The organism is Candidatus Burkholderia verschuerenii (assembly GCF_001189365.1).
Lineage (GTDB): Bacteria > Pseudomonadota > Gammaproteobacteria > Burkholderiales > Burkholderiaceae > Caballeronia > Caballeronia verschuerenii.
In genome coordinates this window covers 1-16,925 of the sequence record NZ_LFJJ01000120.1, presented here as the reverse complement: position 1 = coordinate 16,925, position 16,925 = coordinate 1, and the positions used below count along the sequence as shown (strand labels likewise).

Genomic DNA, 16,925 nt, shown 5'->3' with positions numbered 1-16,925 from the left:
GTAGCGAAACGCATGAAACGTGGCTGGAAGACAGCCGTTATCTGAACATGACCTTGCTGGCCGAGCAGAAAAAGGAGTTCTTGCGCGCTGCTGCATAGCGGCCGCGCGGCGTTCGGCGCTGCGGGCTCCGCCCTTCGCGCCGCACGTCGCACAGAAGGATCAACTGAAACCACCGGCATCCGATTTCTGCACAACTTGACGCACACAACTCCGCCGGGGACCGTCCGCCGGTTTTTTGCCGGGCAGGATGGTGGATGAACGAATCGCCGCTACCGCATTTCCTTTCTCACTGAATTCCGCACAAGGGCGCCTCTCGCAGGCGCCCTTTGCTTTTGGCGCGGCCAGTAAAATGCTTCGATTGCACGCGCTTTCGAAGGAATCGGCTTGTCTCGGATACAATAGGGGTTTTTACTGACGCGGCACTGGCGCGACACGGCGAACGGCGTCGAGGTCGAGTTCTGGCTTGCCACCGACGACGGCCCGCGCCGAGTGCGTATCGCGTTACAAACGCCGGTTGCATTCGTGCGCGCGGAAGATCGCGCCAAAGCAGAACCGCTCGTCGCCGGCGTGCGCGATGCCGAGTTACGCGAGTTGCCGCTGAAGGACTTCCGGCAGAAACCCGTGCTCGGCCTGTATTGCCCGCAATATCGCGCGTTGCTGGCGCTCGAAAAGACCTTGCGAAGCGCGGGCGTCAATGTCTTCGAAGCCGATATCCGTCCGCACGAACGCTATTTGATGGAGCGGTTCATCACCGCGCCGGTGTCGTTCGAGAATGTCGATGCGAACGGTTACATTTCCAGCGAATTGCGTACCGGCCGAAGCTGAAAGTCGTCTCGCTCGATATCGAAACGAGCGCGCGCGGCGAGTTGTATTCGATCGCGCTGGAAGGCTGCGGCGCGCGTCAAGTCTATATGCTCGGGCAGCCGAACGGCGATCCGACGCTCGCCGATGCGCACGGTTTCGCGCTCGAGTACTGCGCGAGCCGCGCCGACATGCTGCGTCGTTTCAACGCGTGGATGGCGCATCACGATCCGGACGCGATCATAGGCTGGAACGTGATCCAGTTCGATCTGCGCATCCTGCAACGGCATGCCGACGATTACGGCGTGCCGCTCGTGATCGGCCGCGGCGGGAGCGTCGTCGAATGGCGCGAGCACGGCATGAAGCGCAATCATTACTTCATCTCCGTGGCGGGGCGCCTGGTGATCGACGGCATCGAGGCGCTGCGTTCGGCGACGTGGAATTTTCCGTCCTTCAGCCTGGAATATGTCGCGCAGTCGCTGCTGGGCGAAGGCAAGGCGATCGACAATCACTACGCGCGCATGGACGAAATCGAGCGGCGTTTTCAGGAGGACAAGCCGGCGCTGGCGCGTTACAACCTGGTCGATTGCGAGCTCGTCACGCGCGTGTTCGACAAGACCGAACTGCTGTCCTTTCTGCTGGAACGCGCGACGGTGACGGGCCTGCAGGCGGATCGCAGCGGCGGATCGGTGGCGGCGTTCACGCATCTGTATATGCCGCGCATGCATCGGCTGGGCTATGTCGCGCCGAATCTCGGCGATGTGCCCGAAGAAGCGAGCCCCGGCGGCTTCGTGATGGATTCGCGTCCCGGTCTTTACGACTCCGTGCTCGTGCTCGATTACAAGAGCCTGTATCCGTCGATCATCCGCACGTTTCTGATCGATCCTGTCGGCCTTGCGCACGGCATGAACGAACCGGACGATACCACCGTCGCGGGCTTTCGCGGCGCGCGCTTTTCACGCGACAAGCATTGTCTGCCGGCTATCGTCGAGCAGGTGTGGGAAGGGCGCGAAGCGGCCAAGCGTCAGCGCAACAAGCCGTTATCGCAAGCGCTGAAGATCATCATGAATTCGTTCTACGGCGTGCTCGGTTCCAGCGGCTGCCGTTTCTTCGATCCACGGCTGGCATCGTCGATCACGATGCGCGGGCACGAGATCATGCATCGCACGCGCGAGTTGATCGAAGCGCGCGGTTACAGCGTCATTTACGGCGATACGGATTCGACCTTTGTCTGGCTGCGTCGCGCGCGCGATGAAGCGGATGCGGCGCGTATCGGACGATCGCTCGTGGAGTATGTGAACGAATACTGGCAGCGGTATCTGCAAGAATCGTTCGGACTGTTAAGCGCTTTGGAGTTGCAATTCGAAACGCATTTCAAACGCTTTCTCATGCCGACCATTCGCGGCGCGGAAAAGGGCAGCAAGAAGCGTTACGCCGGTCTCACCTTGCGCGCGGACGGCAGCGAAGAGATCATCTACAAAGGGCTCGAAACCGTTCGCACCGACTGGACGCCGCTCGCGCAACGCTTTCAGCAGGAACTGTACATGCGCGTCTTCAAGGGCGAAGCCTACGACGACTACGTGCGCGATTACGTCGACCGCACGCGTCGCGGCGAAATGGACGATATGCTGATCTATCGCAAACGCCTGCGCCGCACGCTCAGCGATTATCAGCGCAACGTGCCGCCTCATGTGCGCGCCGCGCGTCAACCGGTCGAAGCGCGCCGCACGCCGATCGATTACGAACACTACGTCAGCAAGCAGTTGCAGCCGATCGCGGACGGCATTCTGCCCTTCATGCGCTACGAATTTTCGACGCTAATGTCGGGACAACAGGCGTTGTTCTGATCGTACGTTTCAGCGCTTGGCCGCGAGTTCGAGCTTCCAGTAACGTTCCGCGTGAAGGACGTCGTCGTAGCCATCGGGGCCGAGCGCCTTCAGCGAACTCGCGTAGGCGCTCACGGCTTCGCGCTTGAGCGCCTGACGGCGTTCCGCATCGAAGGGCTGCGCGGCGGTCGCGCACATCGGCGTGGCATCGCTGCCGCGCGCGTGCAGATCAAGCAGCCGCTCCTGCACGACGCCGCGCATGCGCCGATAAAAACTCTCCTCGTACGCAAAGCACGTCAGCGACGGATGCGCGAGCCAGGCATCGCACGCGGCCTGATGCGCGAGGACGTGATCGGCATCGTGCAAACCGAGCGGAATCATCAGCACTTGCGGACGAAAATCGCGCAGCACGGTGAGCAGCGCGTCGCGGATCGCCTTGCGCGTCGTCGTCTGCTTCGTGTAGCGCGCTTCGACGAAGCTCATATGGATGGGCGTCGCGTTCAGCAGGCCGAGCGCCTTCTCGTCTTCGCCGATGCGCGCGGTCAACGCTTCTCGCGCGCTCGCGAAGCCGCAGCGCGTGTCCCATTCGCTGCTGGCGCCGTCGGGCGGCATGCCGGCGAAGAGCGTGCAGATGCGCGCGTCGGTGACGCCGGCAAGCGACGCGCCGCAGCCGAACACGGCATTGCCGAGGTGAGGGAAGACGACGAGGACGCCGGGCTTGAGATCGGTCATGTGAACGGGCAGCCGGTTGAAAGGGTCGCGGCTCGCCGATGCCAAAACCGGCGGCCTCCGACTCTTGTATCCCGTCTATATTTCGCTTCCGTGACACCGGCCTTTCGCCGGGCCCACGGCGTCGTCAGAAACGAATGCCGATCCCGCCCTCGATGATGTCCGCATCGCGGTCATAGCGCGTCACCATGCGGTTCCACGTCAGCCGCGCGAGCCAGCGATCGTCGAAGCGATAACTCGCCGATACCGACACCAGTCCGGCGAAGCGGCCGTCGCCGGTGCGGTTCTGCGGCAGATCGTCGTTCTGCGTGATCGACAGATACGGACCCGCGCCGACGCCGAGCGTGAGCTTGTCGTTGAAGAACGCGCGCGTTGCCCACAGTTGCGCGGCCACGCCGTCGCGACGCGATTGCACATGACCGCCTTCGTGCAGATAAGTGGCCGTGAAATCGAGGTAATGCCACGGTCCGCGACGATATTCGATGCTCTCCGCCAGATTCGATTCCGAATCTAGACTGTTGAGGATGGTCGTGCCGAGCATCACCGTGACTTCGTTGTTCGTCACGTTCGACGTGCGCGCCAGCGGACGCGAGCGCGGGCCGGGACCGTCCGGCGCATCGAGCTGATAGCCGATGCCGAACAGCAGCGCCGTAGTATCCGGTCCGCCGAGAACCTGCGCGCGGTTCAACTTTAGTTCAGCGATCTAGCGGTTATCGAAGTAGTACGCGGCGCGCAGCGAAAACAGGCCGCCCCAGCCGTGCGTGTTCGAATAATTGCCGCCGGCTTGCGCTTCGCTGGTATCGAAATAACGGTATGGACCGACGCCAGCCGACAGTTCCAGCCGCCGGTTCCACAGCGGCATGCGCCCCCAGATCTGCACCGATTGCCCGTCGCGATGGTGGTCCGGAATATGGCCTTCGTTGAGCCATGAAAAGCTCCACGCCGCATACGGGCCGATGCTCTCGCGATAGTTCGCTTCCCACGAGTACGTGTTCTGGCTGTTGCTTTTCAGCGGCCCGGCGAGAAACGAAAACTCTTGTGCTTGCGCGCGCGGACTGACGGTGACGATCGCGGCGCACGCGAGCAGTCCGAGCGCCGCCTGGGTACATCGATCTTTCGTGGATGAGTTCATCGAGCGAGTGGGTTGCGGATCCTTGCCGATCCTTCGTAGAGGCGCGACGGTGCAGAATACCTTCACAATTCAGAATCTGCTGAAATCAATCTCATTTAGAAGTTTCGGCGTATTTCGTGCAAAAGCGCGCAATTTGCTGTGATCAGGCCGATTACGCGCAGTTGTGCGTCCGTTCGCGAAACGGAAACGTTTGCGCGCTCATTCCTATCGTTCGAAACCGATACCTAACTGATATCACAGGGTTTTACGGCAGGCGATCTCCGGAATGCACACAATCGGCGGCGGCAACGCCGTGAATGCATCGCGCAGTTCAATCGAGCGAGGAATAGAGGCGGATCGCGTCCTACAATGAATCGACGATCGCTGACGCACTTATTTGCAAGTGCCTCATGCGATATCGCTACGCTTGACGCCTTTCGCGCGCTGGCGCTTGGTTCTATTCGATTGTTGATCCGACATGGTCACACTGGTTAGCTGTTTCTCCGATCGCAACGCTCGCTTCTCGCGCGACAACCATCGCGAATTCTGTCGCCGCACGCACGCGACGCACGTCAACGAGACGATTTCCCGCAGCGCCGATTCGCGCGAACTCGGCGCGCTGTACAAGTACCAGATGGTGAGCGATCGGCTTGCGCAGGCCACGGAAGGCGAAGTCGTCATCTTCGCGAGCGAAAACGCGCTATTCGTGCGATTCCATGATTTCGACCGAATCATGGAAGGACGCGACAGCCTCGTGACCACGGGCTTCTTCGGCGTCAACACGGAAATGTTCGTCATCCGAAATAATGACGAGAATCGGCGTCTTGCGCGCGGCATGGCGGCACGTTGCCGGCAATACTACGAATGCGGCAAGTTTGTCACCGAAGAAGAGCTGCTCGAAGCATTTCCACATGTGCCGGACTGGGACATGCTCAACGATGTGATTCCGATTGCGTCGATGTGGTCCGGTCAGCATCCCGATTTGCGCGGATCGCCGGTGATCGCGGTGTCGCTGGTGTTCAGGCCGCGTCTGTATAGCAAATACGGTCCGACCTGGCGCGCCATTCTCGCGCGGCATATCAACGCGTGCCACGCAGCGGGCGATAGTCCGTTGTTCGAGGTCGACGCGCCGGCGAGTTGCACATCGAACGAGGCGGTCAGCGTGTATCAGCCGGGACAATCGATTGCCGTCGTGATGCTTTATACGCCCAATATCGCTGGCTGCGCGCGCTTCGGCGAGGCGAGCCTGCGCGCGTATTGCGAGCGCAACGGCTACACGTTCTATCAGCATCGCGACGTGCCGACGGACTTCGAGCGCGAAGCATGCGGCAACTGGTCCAAGCCGTTTCTGCTCGCGAAATATCTTCCGCATCACGATTGGGTGTTCTGGGTCGACGCCGATATCATCGTGATGAATCCGGACGTGAACCTCGAACGATTCACGCAAGGGCGCGAGCGCGTGCTGACCGCCGATATCTGCGGATGGCGTTTCAATTCAGGCGTGATGGGCTTCCGCAATACGGAGGCCAATGCCGAGGCGTTGCAAGGCGTGCTGGACAAGGTGCATCAGATCGAGGACGTGAAGCACATTTTCTCCAGTCAGGGCGACCAGTTCGTCTTTATGGAAGAGCTGATTTCGCGCGGGCTGTGTCCCGAGATGGATTCACCGGAACTCGTCAGTTTCCGCGAACTGAATACGCCGTGGTATTACGCCGATCCCGAAACCTTCATGTGCCATTTTCACGGTCTCAGTTCGGAAATGCGCTTGCTGTTCATGTCGATGGATCGCGTGCCGGAAGGCGGCTTCGAAGCGATCGAAGACGATCCGCATCAAGCTATCGTGCATATCCCGCGCGCGGATGGCGTGACGCAACGGGTCCGGCGCTTGCTGCTTCAGGAAGCATCGAAGCTTTGTTCGAGCGGAGGTCAGCATGAGCCAGCCACAGCGCAATACATCGGTTCCGCACGCGACGGAAGACGACATGGACGAGCCGCAAGGCGAATCGTCCGCATCGAGTGAGACGGAGCAAAAGGATCTCGATGCGCAAGAGAAGCGCAAACATGAATCGAGCGAAAACGCGTTGCCGTCGGCACAGGAAAACAATCCCGTGCCGCCGGGATCGACTCGCCATTAACAGGCGTTAGTCCGACGCGCGCGATCAAACCGCCGCCTCGATCATCGCGAGCGTTTTGGCTCTTACGCGACGCGTCGGCTTGACGCTCTGACGGTTCTCGCGTTTGCGCACGAGCGTGCGGGCGGCACGGGCAAGCGCGAGATCGATGGCGCCGCGCCAATCACGCGCAATCGACGTCGCCACGACTTTCTTTTCGCGATCGATATGCACCTCGACCTGACAACGCTTGTCCAGTCCGCCGCGCGGCCCGTTGATGTCGGACAGGCTGACCGTCGCCTTCGAGATGAGCCATGCGAGGCGGCGGAACACGAACTCGCTGCGCGCCTTCGCCAGTTCATGCATCGCAATGCCTTTGGGGTCGCGGGACTTGAACAGAACTCTCATGAACCTCTCCTTGGTGAGAAAACAGGTTCAGAGTAAGGCGATCATCGGGCTCGAAAAAGCAGAGTTGACGGAACTTCGAGTTCGGAAAAACCGAAGTTCTATTCACTGCGCTAAACGCCCGCGCTGGCAAGCACCTGCTGCGTCAACGGATGATGCCGCCCGCGTCGCGACACGATCGCATGCACTTCCTCCTTCACATCGGGCGAGCGGCCGAGCCAGCGCAGGCCGCGCAACGAAGGCGCTTCGCCCGCGCCGAATTCCGCGAGCGGAAACACGCCCAAACCGCGCGCGCCGAACACGGCCATCAGCGCGCTATCCTCGAATTCGCCGACGATATGCGGCGTCAATGTTTGCGTTTCCATCCATCGGTCGAGCCGCGCGCGCAGCGACGAATGACCCGTCGGCAACAGCACGGGCAGCGTGTTCAGGCATTCCGGAAACTGATCGACCGCGCTTTTGCGAACCATCGCCGACGGCCCGTACCAGTCCACTGGCGACGCGATCAGCCGCTCGCTCGACAGACGCAGATTCTGATTGTGCGGCGCGGGCTGACTCGCGAGGACGAGATCCAGCCGATGCAGCGCGAGTTCGCTGAGCAGTTCGTCGGTTTCGCCTTCATGACACAGCAGACGCAGCGACGGAATGCCCAATACCGGTGCAAGCAGCGCATGCGCGGCGAGCTTGGAAATGCCGTCCGACAAGCCCACCGCGAATCGCGCCAGCGTGCCGCTTGCCGCCTCGCGTACTTCGTCCTGAATCAATTGTCCGATCTGAAAAATCTCTTCGGCGCGCGCGAATGCGGCTTGTCCCGCTTCCGTCATGGTCACGCCGCGCCCCTCGGGTTTCAGCAACTGATGACCGAGCGATTTCTCTAGCTCGCGCACCTGCGCGCTGATGGTCTGCACGGCCATATCCAGACGCTCCGCCGCGCGCGCAAAACCGCCTTCCTTCACCACGACCCAGTAATAGTGCAGATGCCGATAGTTGAGCATGCCGAGGCCTTTGAAGAGTGCGGTTCGGAAAAACCGAACCTGAACTTCGATTATTGCTCGTTTTTTCGGTGCGTGATTTTGGCGAAGATCGAGGCCTTGTCAGACACCCAACCCATCTCATGGAATATCTGCTCACGCTTGCCGCCGATCCCGCAGTCTGGGCCGCTCTCGTCACCCTGATCGTGATGGAAGTCGTGCTCGGCATCGACAATCTCGTATTCATTTCGATCATCAGCAATAAGCTGCCGGCGGCGCAACGCGCTCGGGCGCAGCGCATCGGCATCATGCTTGCGCTTGTGATGCGACTCGCACTGCTTGGCACCGTCGCGTGGATTACGCGTCTGACGCAGCCGGTGTTCGAAATCTTCGATCACGCATTTTCGTGGCGTGACCTGATTTTGCTTGCGGGTGGTCTCTTCCTTGTGTGGAAGGCCACCAAGGAGATGCACCATCACGTCAACAAAGCTTCGCCCGAGTCGGGCAGTGCATCCGGTATCGGAACGATTACGGTGGCATCGGCGATCGGCCAGATTCTGTTGCTCGACCTGGTGTTTTCGGTCGACAGCATCATCACGGCCGTGGGCATGACGGAGCATCTGCCGATCATGTTTATCGCGGTGATCGTTGCGGTGGCGACCATGCTGTTTGCGGCGAGGCCGTTGTCGCGGTTCATCGAACGCAATCCGACGGTCATCACGCTTGCACTGAGTTTCCTGCTTGTGATTGCGATGACGCTGATCGCCGAAGGCTTCGGCACACATGTGCCCAAGGGCTATATTTACGCGGCGATGGGCTTCGCGGGCTTCGTCGAAGGTCTGAATCTGCTGGCGCGACGAGCGCGTGTCAAACGCGAATCGCGCAAGCCGATGCAGCCGCAAGTCAAGCGGCTTGCGAGTTGAAAGTTTCGGACATCGCATGAACGTTCGTAATTATCAAGCAATACGAAATGATGACGAGCGCACACATGCGATGCGTTCGATAACGGCCATACCCTGTCCATGCGCGTCACGAGCGAGTACGATGCGATGAAACCGGCTTTTCAATCGACAGCATGCGTATCCCGTTCGCTGGGCCGCATGGGCTCATCCGAAACCGCAACACCGACTTTCTGCGATTCGTCACACTGAATGATGGCGTCGGCTCGCGCGGATGCATCGCGCGGAGGCGACAGCATGAGTCCGCCCGCCGCCTGGACCAACCACCTTTCGGGTCCATTCGACGCGATCCCGCGCGTGGACCCGTATCTCGTGTGGGCGGAAGCCATGCGCTATCGCGACTTCGGCGACTTCGGCGACTTCGACGATGCCGGCGATGCATTCGCCGGACGAATACCCGTCGCCATCGAACTGAAGCGCGGCGCATGCACGGCGCAGTCGTTCGCGCGACTGATCGATAGTCGCGGCTGGAACGATTCGAACATCGCCGATGAGCTCACGCGCGTGATCGAGCGCTTCACGCTTGGCGTGCCCAATGGTACGGACAAGCGCGTGCTCGACATGAAGCATGAAACGATCGCGCCCGCGCCTGTGCGCGACGATATCGGCCGCGTGATCGTGGGCGTATGCGATGACGATATCGCCTTTGCGCATCGCCGATTCTTCGAAGATGCATCCGGTATGCGCACGCGCTTTCAGTGCTTCTGGAATCAGGATGATCAAGCGAACAACGCAGCGGGTCTCGGTTACGGCAGCGAACTGCTGAAAACGCAGATGGATGAGCGTTTGCGTCGCGCGCATCGCGTGGGACAGGCGTCGCACGAGGAGGGCGTGTATCGCATAGCCGATTACGCGGGGCATGCTCCGGTGATCGACGACGAGCCGCATCTGTCACCGCTGCCGCTCATCGGCGTGCAGTTCGGCAATGCGCGCTGTGCCTTGCGCGATGCAGCAGGCTTACGCCTCGATGTGCAGGCGCTCGATGCCGTCCGCTATATCGTCAAACGCGCGCAGGATACGTGCGGCAGCGCGTGTCATGCGTTGGTGAATCTGAGCTACGGCCAGCTATCGGGCCCGCGCGACGGCAGTTCGCTGATCGAAAGCGCGCTCGATGAACTGATGGACACGGGCGCGTGTTCCATCGTGATGCCTTCGGGCAATCGGCATTTGTCGCGCTGTCATGGCGCGGTGACCATCGTCGATGAAACGCCGTTGCGCTGGCGCGTGCCGCACGATTCCGACGCGCCCAGTTTCGTCGAAATATGGTTTCCCGCCAATGCGCCCGATCCGCAAGTCGATGTGCGTATCACGCCGCCCGATGGCACGGATGGCGCGTCGAGCGCGTGGATTCGTCGCGGCGAATACGCAACCTTGGCCGACGATGGCGATACGTTCTGCACCGTCGTGCATCGCGGCCGTGGCGCGCGCGGCGATGGCCACATGATCCTGATCGCACTCGCGCCGAGCATGACGCGGCAAGCGTCGCGCAAAGGTGCATCGGCGGGTGACTGGCTCATTCAGCTCAGAAACCGTGGAGCGGCCAAAGCCAACGCAGTCTATTACTGCGCGCGACACGCGAGCCTGTGCCGCGTCACTCATCCGCGCGCATGAACGGCGGTGATCTCCTGCAGATCGAATTCGCGCTCCAGCGAATGCAGCAACTCATCATGAATCAGCCCGCTGCGATGCATGCCCAACAGTTCCGCACGGCCCGCCGCGATGGCCGCCAGCACCACGTCGTAATGCGCGTGACGCGCATCGTTCGGAAAGTCCTCCAGATCCTCGAAGCGCTTCGATAGCGTCGCGCGGTAGCTGTATTGCTCGAGCAGACGCGGATGAATCACCTTGCCGTCCGCGTCGTGCACGAGCGGCCGAACGGCTTCGAATTGCGCGGCCTCGAATCGCGCCCAGGCTTGCGGCTCGCTCAAATGACGCAGCGATCGCGACGGTCCGCGCGATAGCGACAGCCACGCGATGAGCGGTCCCATCGTCGTGCCTTGCAAGAGCACCGTGACGAGAATCACGGCGAAGCCCGCGAACACGATGAGATCGCGGCCAAGCATGTCATCGGGCAAGGAGAGGGCGACCGCGAGCGTCACCACGCCGCGCGCCGGCCCAACTCAGCACCGTGGCGGCGCGCCAGTCCGGTGCGAGCGTGCATGACTCGCCGTCCTCGCTCTCGCGTTTGCGGCCCTTCGCGATCCACACGAGACCCTTGAGCGCTTCGACGCCGTACACCCACACGAAGCGCGACGCGATGGTCACGACGATCACGATGCCCGTCGCGGGCGCAAGCAGCGAGAACGTATGCCCGACGCCGCCCAACCGCACCGCGATACTGCGCAGCGACAGCCCGATCAGCACGAACACGAGCGCTTCCATCACGAACACGACGACCTGCCAGAAGGCGGTTCCGCGCGTGCGTTGCGCGGCGCTGAACACTTCATGCTGATGCCAGCCGACGACCATGCCGCACGTCACCGTCGCGATCACGCTCGACACGCCGAGCATTTCGCCGGCGACATAACTGACCCACGCGGTAAGCATCGACGTGGTGATGACGAGGTAGTCGTCCTCGAGCGCACGCAACAGCCGCACCGCGATGAAGCCCGCGACGATGCCGACCACCACGCCGCTCACCGCGAGCAACGCGAAACTGCCGATCGCGCGCGGCGCGCTGAAGACGCCGCTCAGCGCCGCCACGACCGCAAAGCGGAACAGCACGAGACCGGCGGCATCGTTGAGCAGGCTTTCGCCTTCGAGCAGCACCATCAGCCGGCGCGGCAGCGCAACGCGTTCGAGCACCGCTTTGGCGGCGACGGCATCGGGCGGCGATACGACCGCGCCGAGCGCGAAGCACGCGGCCCACGGCAAATCCGGCACCACGCAATGCACCGCGACGCCTACCGCAAACGTGGTGAATGCCACCGCGCCGATCGCGAGCAGCAGAATGCCGCTCAGATTGCGCTTGAAGTCGTCCCACACGAAAAAATACGCGCCGTACATCAGCAGCGGCGGCAGAAAGACGACGAGCACGAGTTCGGGATCGAGTTCGAAACGCGGCAAGCCGGGCACGAAAGCCATCGCGACGCCGCCGACCAGCAACGCGGCGGCAGGCGGCAGGCGCAGGCGTTTGGCGAGCACTTCGAGCACGATGATCGCGACCAGCGCGATAAGCATCAGGTTGAATGCCGCAACGGCGTGCATGGGTTTTCTCCTTCGATTCGTTTTGTCGTTCGATGCAGGTTTGCGGTCAATGCGCGGCGTCACACGGTCATCACGAAGACGCGCTGATACCATCGGGAAACGTGCCGGGCAACACGAGCCGGCTCATCGTATCCGATCGGGAGTGTAGATGAGGCAAAAGTCATCCGGAGTTGCAGTGCTGGCCGTTCTGGTCGGCGTCGCCGTGTTCGCCGTGGTGTATATCGCGAGCTTCGGCAAGTCGGGGCATCACGCGGAAATCACGCCGCCCAACAGCGAAGCGCTTGCCCAAAACGCCGCGAGCGCGCCCGCATTCGATGCGAACACCGTCAACGCGATGACGCCGGCATCGGGCCCGGACGCGCAGACCGCCGCGCGCTAGCGCTGAAATATAGCGTGACGTCGACCATTTGTCTTTTGCTGATGGCCGACAGGAATAGCATTTGCTCGCGTTCCGGACACTGTCCACAGCCACGCAACGCGCGCCCGTTCGATGCAACACGAGGCGCGTGCCGCTCCGGAGCGCATCGTCATGGGTTACGCGTCTCATCAGGTTCCGCCCGCCGCCTTGCCGGTCGATGCGCGCGGAATGATCGGCAACATGAAGACTGCCGCGCTCGTATCCTTGCGCGGCTCGATCGACTTCATGTGCTATCCGCGCATCGATTCGCCGACGCTTTTCGCCGCCTTGCTCGATGAAACGCGCGGCGGCTCGTTCTCGATCGCGCCGCGCGATGTCAATGCCAACGTCAAGCAGATGTATCTGCCCGAGACCAACGTGCTGCTCACGCGTTTCATGACGGACGAGGGCGTGTGCGAACTGCTCGATCTGATGCCCGTGCCATCGAACGACGCGCGCGTGGACGCGGTGCCTAATTGCGTGATGCGTATCGTGCGCATCGTGTACGGACGCATGACGCTCGATATGCGCTGCGAGCCGCGCTTCGACTACGCGCGCACGGCGCATCGCGCGCATGCCGTGGAGAAGGGCGTCGAGTTCGTGCCTGACGATGCGCGTCAAGCGGTGAGTCTCATCGCAAATGTGCCGCTCGATATAGATGACGGCATCGCCCGTGCATCGCTCGATCTGAAAGAGGGCGATTCGATCCGCTTCACGTTCGGCGCATCCGATTCGATCCGCACGCTGACCGATGATGTCGACACGATCTTGCACGAGACGATATCGACTACTGGAAAGAATGGTCGTCGCGTTCGACGTATCGCGGCCGTTATCGCGAAGTCGTGATGCGCTCCGCGCTGACATTGAAGCTGTTGAGCTCCGACGAGTTCGGCGCGATCGTCGCCGCGCCGACATTCGGTTTGCCCGAAGCGCCGGACGGCTCGCGTCGCTGGGACTATCGCTTCACCTGGATTCGCGACGCCGCGTTCTCCGTCTATGCGTTGCTCCGGCTCGGCTACACGGGCGAGGCGGAGCGCTTCGGCAAATGGATCGCCGAACGCAGCCGCGATTGCAGTTCCGACGGCTCGCTGCATGTGATGTATGCCGTCGATGGCGAAGACACGCTCGCCGAAACCACGCTCGACAGCCTCGGCGGATGCTCCGCGGGCGAGATGCTCGTCGGCAACGATGCACGCGGACAGACTCAACTCGACGTCTACGGCGCGCTTCTCGATTCGGTCTATCTCTACAACAAGTACGGCGCGGCGATCTCATACGACGGCTGGCGTCACGTCACACGCACAGTCGATTACGTGGTCGAGCACTGGCGCGAAGCCGATCACGGCATATGGGAATTTCGCAATGGCACGCGGCCGCTGCTGCATTCGCGTTTGATGTGCTGGGTCACGGTGGATCGCGCGTTGCGCCTCGCCGAAAAGCGTTCGCTGCCCGCGCCGCTGGCTTCGTGGTTCAAGACGCGAGACGAGATTCACGCGGATATCCATGAGCAGTTCTGGAATAGCGAGTTGCAATCCTTCGTGCAGACGCCCGGCTCGAAGACGCTCGATGCATCGGCGTTGATGATGCCGCTGGTGCGCTTCATCGGCCCGAAGGATCCGCGCTGGATCGGCACGCTCGATGCGATCGGCCGCGAACTGCGCGTCGATCCGTTGATTTTTCGCTATACGCGCGGTTCGACGCTCGACGGCTTGCCGGGCATGGAAGGCGGTTTTTCCGCGTGCTCGTTCTGGTACGCGGAAGCGTTGGCGCGCTCCGGTCGCGTCGATGAAGGCCGACTCGTGTTCGAGAAGATGCTCGCGTACGCGAATCATCTGGGCCTGTTCTCCGAGGAAGTCGCGATCAGCGGCGAGGCGCTCTGGAATTTTCCGCAGGCGCTGACGCACCTGGCGTTGATCAGCGCGGCTTATCAGCTGGACAGGAATCTGGATCGAGTGCATGTGGCTTGGACTTGAGCGGAGGTTGACGGTATGTGGGCAGCTACAAAAATATCGCTAATCGGCGGCGCGTTCGAATTCCGCGCGCGCTTCGTCCTTTCGTCCGAGTCGCGCGAGCAAATCCGCGCGCACGCTCGGCAGCCAGTGGTAATGCTTCAGCGTCGGCGAATCGGCGAGCGCATCGACGATATCGAGCGCCGGTTGCGGCCCGTACGCCATGCTCACGGCGACCGCGCGATTCAGCGCGACCACGGGCGTCGCCGCGACCTGCATCAGCGCGTCGTACAGCACGACGATCAGTTGCCAGTCCGTATCCGCCGCGCTCGATGCACGCGTGTGGCACGCCGCCAGCGCCGCCTGCAGTGCGTACACGGCCCGCGCGCGCCGCCGAGCCGTTCGGCGCGCGACAACGCTGTCAGGCCGCGCCGGATCAAAAGCGGATCCCAGCGGCTGCGATCCTGGTCCGGCAACAGCACCGGACGCCCTTGCCGGTCCACGCGCGCCCTCGTCCGCGAAGCCTGAATTTCCATCAACGCGACGAGACCGTGCACTTCGCTTTCTTCAGGCATCAACTCGGCCAGAATGCGGCCGAAGCGCAGCGCATCCTCGCAGAGCGCCGGACGCATCCAGTCGTCGCCGAGCGTCGCGGCATAGCCTTCGTTGAAAATCAGATAGATGACTTCGAGCACCGACGCGAGCCGCGCCACGCGCTCGTCGGCCTTCGGGACTTCGAACGGAACGCGCGATGCCGACAGTGTCTTTTTCGCGCGCACGATGCGCTGCGCGATGGTCGGCTCCGGGACGAGAAACGCCCGCGCGATTTCATCGGTCGTGAGGCCGCCGATCAGCCGCAAGGTCAGCGCCGCGCGCGCATCGAGCGACAACACGGGATGGCACGCCGTGAAAATCAGCCGCAGCAGATCGTCGCCGATATCGTCTTCGCGCGCGGCATCGAGTGCGTCGACGAAATCGGGCGTGACGTGCATTTCCTGCGCGTCCATGTCGCGCCCGAGTTCTTCGTGCTTGCGCGTGTGCAGCGCGTGCTGCCGCAAGCGGTCGAGTGTCTTGTTTTTCGCGGTCGTCATGAGCCACGCTCCCGGCTTGTCCGGCACGCCCGCCGCGCCCCCCAATGCTCGAGCGCGGAGACGAAGGCATCCTGCGCCAGTTCCTCGGCGAGCGCGACATCGCGCACCACGCGCGCAACGCTTGCGATCACCTTGGCCGACTCGATCCGCCAGACCGCGTCGATGGCCCGGCGCGCCGCTTCCTGCGCGTCTTTCGCCGGCACCGCACCGGCGCTCATGCCGCTTCCGGATTCATATGCACCAGTTCCCAGATATGGCCGTCGAGGTCCTCGAAGCCGTGCGCATACATAAAGCCGTGATCCTGCGGCTCGCGCGGCGCGCGTCCGCCCGCGGCGATCGCGCGGGCGACGAGATCGTCCACTTCCGCCCTGCTTTCGCACGACAGGCAGACCAATGTTTCGGTGGCCTGATGGGCATCGACTATCGGCTTGGCGGTGAAGGTCTGAAAAAACTTTTCGACGAGCAGCATCGCGTAGATGTTTTCGCCGATGACGAGACACGCTGCATCGTCATTGGTAAATGCCGCGTTGAAACTCATGCCGAGCGACTTGAAGAAAGTCATTGAGCGCTTCAAATCGCCGACCGGCAGATTCACGAAAATCTGCTTATGCATGGTGTCTGTCCTCCGTGGGCAAAAAACGCGGCATCGATTACTTGCCGCATCAGTTTTCCTGCGTAGAACCCACAATTTAACGACGAACGGCCGTTAAGAAAAGCGTCACGAAATTACCGATACCGGGAAAACACCATATCAAAAGTAGCAGGGGCCGATCTTCCTGACTTCGATCGTGCACCAGTTCGCGGCGGGACATTCTGCGGCAATTGCGACCGCTTCCTCCCGGCTTTCGCAAGAAAGCAGGAAAAATCCACCGATCATCTCCTTGGCCTCCGCGAAGGGGCCATCGGTGATCCGAAGCGCATCATTCGTACCCGCGACGCGTGTCGCATCCTTTAGAGACGTGAGCGATTCACATGCCTGTAATAGCCCGCGCGCCCTTAATCCATCGGCGAATTCGCCCATTTGGCGATACGCCTCACGACCCTCTTCCTGCGTGCGCGAGGCACGTTGTTCGACCGGTTCGACGACGAGTAACAGGTAGGACACAGCAGCCTCCGAAAATTTTTTTGGGCCGTTCAAGTTAAACCGCGAATCCGGGAACGGCAATACTGACGTGCATTTGCCATTTCTTATGATGAAATAAACATTTGTCAGACGTAACAGTTTGTTTCTCCATATTACATAGTCGGCCCTTCAGAATTAGTCGAAGTCAAGGGTGGCAAGGGGCCGCCGGAAGATCGTGTTTCCCAGAACTCCCAGAAGCAATATTGATCTGAATGGTTTCCTGGGAGTTTGGAACTTCGCCGATG

General features: G+C 61.6%; 10 protein-coding genes and 5 pseudogenes. 7 read left to right on the top strand and 8 right to left on the bottom strand.

What is annotated here, in order from left to right:
- Window positions 1–411: 411 nt before the first annotated feature.
- Both BVER_RS36515 and BVER_RS18885 read left to right on the top strand, forming a co-directional pair.
- A pseudogene (locus BVER_RS36515) lies at window positions 412–633 on the top strand (hypothetical protein); the annotation flags it as partial.
- A 2-nt stretch (window positions 634–635) separates the two neighbouring features.
- Window positions 636–2,648, top strand: coding sequence for a DNA polymerase II (locus BVER_RS18885; protein WP_232316642.1), 2,013 nt, complete (start codon window positions 636–638; stop codon window positions 2,646–2,648).
- Between the two features lie 9 nt (window positions 2,649–2,657).
- Here BVER_RS18885 and BVER_RS18880 read toward each other — a convergent pair whose 3' ends face one another.
- Window positions 2,658–3,359 (bottom strand): PIG-L family deacetylase, encoded by a 702-nt coding sequence (locus BVER_RS18880; RefSeq protein WP_050454615.1) that lies wholly within the window; start codon window positions 3,357–3,359, stop codon window positions 2,658–2,660.
- A 124-nt stretch (window positions 3,360–3,483) separates the two neighbouring features.
- A pseudogene (locus BVER_RS18875) lies at window positions 3,484–4,488 on the bottom strand (hypothetical protein).
- Between the two features lie 457 nt (window positions 4,489–4,945).
- Here BVER_RS18875 and BVER_RS18870 point away from each other — a divergent pair.
- Window positions 4,946–6,487 carry a glycosyltransferase family protein gene (locus tag BVER_RS18870; RefSeq protein ID WP_083452252.1) on the top strand — a complete coding sequence of 514 codons (1,542 nt, stop codon included), beginning with the start codon at window positions 4,946–4,948 and terminating at the stop codon, window positions 6,485–6,487.
- 139 nt (window positions 6,488–6,626) lie between these two features.
- Here the strand turns inward: BVER_RS18870 and BVER_RS18865 are convergent, their stop codons facing one another.
- A complete protein-coding gene (locus BVER_RS18865) occupies window positions 6,627–6,986 on the bottom strand; it encodes an HPF/RaiA family ribosome-associated protein (RefSeq protein ID WP_050454614.1) in 360 nt (119 codons plus the stop codon).
- A 110-nt stretch (window positions 6,987–7,096) separates the two neighbouring features.
- Window positions 7,097–7,978: a LysR family transcriptional regulator gene (locus tag BVER_RS18860; protein ID WP_050454613.1), complete on the bottom strand. Its 882-nt coding sequence runs from the start codon at window positions 7,976–7,978 to the stop codon at window positions 7,097–7,099.
- Between the two features lie 119 nt (window positions 7,979–8,097).
- Here BVER_RS18860 and BVER_RS18855 point away from each other — a divergent pair, with 119 nt between their 5' ends.
- Both BVER_RS18855 and BVER_RS18850 read left to right on the top strand, forming a co-directional pair.
- Window positions 8,098–8,877, top strand: coding sequence for a TerC family protein (locus tag BVER_RS18855; RefSeq protein ID WP_050454611.1), 780 nt, complete (start codon window positions 8,098–8,100; stop codon window positions 8,875–8,877).
- 273 nt (window positions 8,878–9,150) lie between these two features.
- Window positions 9,151–10,524, top strand: a complete 1,374-nt coding sequence (locus tag BVER_RS18850; RefSeq protein ID WP_157056125.1) for a S8/S53 family peptidase — start codon at window positions 9,151–9,153, stop codon at window positions 10,522–10,524.
- On the opposite strand, the pseudogene BVER_RS18845 reads toward BVER_RS18850, so the two are convergent.
- Window positions 10,509–12,120, bottom strand: a pseudogene (locus BVER_RS18845) (cation:proton antiporter). The gene BVER_RS18850 and the pseudogene BVER_RS18845 sit on opposite strands and share 16 nt — an antisense overlap.
- A gap of 175 nt (window positions 12,121–12,295) precedes the next feature.
- On the opposite strand from BVER_RS18845, the gene BVER_RS18840 reads away from it, so the two are divergent.
- Both BVER_RS18840 and BVER_RS18835 read left to right on the top strand, forming a co-directional pair.
- Window positions 12,296–12,499, top strand: a complete 204-nt coding sequence (locus BVER_RS18840) for a hypothetical protein (protein ID WP_198155302.1) — start codon at window positions 12,296–12,298, stop codon at window positions 12,497–12,499.
- Between the two features lie 219 nt (window positions 12,500–12,718).
- Window positions 12,719–14,490: pseudogene (locus BVER_RS18835) on the top strand (glycoside hydrolase family 15 protein).
- Window positions 14,491–14,529: 39 nt separating this feature from the next.
- On the opposite strand, the pseudogene BVER_RS18830 reads toward BVER_RS18835, so the two are convergent.
- From BVER_RS18830 to BVER_RS18820, 3 genes and pseudogenes are all read right to left on the bottom strand, one after another.
- A pseudogene (locus tag BVER_RS18830) lies at window positions 14,530–15,775 on the bottom strand (RNA polymerase sigma factor).
- Complete coding sequence (locus BVER_RS18825) at window positions 15,772–16,170, bottom strand: VOC family protein (RefSeq protein ID WP_050454608.1); 399 nt, start codon at window positions 16,168–16,170, stop codon at window positions 15,772–15,774. Before BVER_RS18825 ends, BVER_RS18830 begins: the two are co-directional and overlap by 4 nt.
- Window positions 16,171–16,308: 138 nt before the next feature.
- Window positions 16,309–16,662 (bottom strand): YciI family protein, encoded by a 354-nt coding sequence (locus BVER_RS18820; protein ID WP_050454616.1) that lies wholly within the window; start codon window positions 16,660–16,662, stop codon window positions 16,309–16,311.
- Between the last annotated feature and the right edge of the window lie 263 nt (window positions 16,663–16,925).

Coding starts and splice junctions, on each gene's coding strand:
- BVER_RS18880 (WP_050454615.1), bottom strand. CDS start 3,359: ATGACCGATCTCAAGCCCGGCGTCCTCGTCGTCTTCCCTCACCTCGGC.
- BVER_RS18870 (WP_083452252.1), top strand. CDS start 4,946: ATGGTCACACTGGTTAGCTGTTTCTCCGATCGCAACGCTCGCTTCTCG.
- BVER_RS18865 (WP_050454614.1), bottom strand. CDS start 6,986: ATGAGAGTTCTGTTCAAGTCCCGCGACCCCAAAGGCATTGCGATGCAT.
- BVER_RS18860 (WP_050454613.1), bottom strand. CDS start 7,978: ATGCTCAACTATCGGCATCTGCACTATTACTGGGTCGTGGTGAAGGAA.
- BVER_RS18855 (WP_050454611.1), top strand. CDS start 8,098: ATGGAATATCTGCTCACGCTTGCCGCCGATCCCGCAGTCTGGGCCGCT.
- BVER_RS18850 (WP_157056125.1), top strand. CDS start 9,151: ATGAGTCCGCCCGCCGCCTGGACCAACCACCTTTCGGGTCCATTCGAC.
- BVER_RS18825 (WP_050454608.1), bottom strand. CDS start 16,170: ATGCATAAGCAGATTTTCGTGAATCTGCCGGTCGGCGATTTGAAGCGC.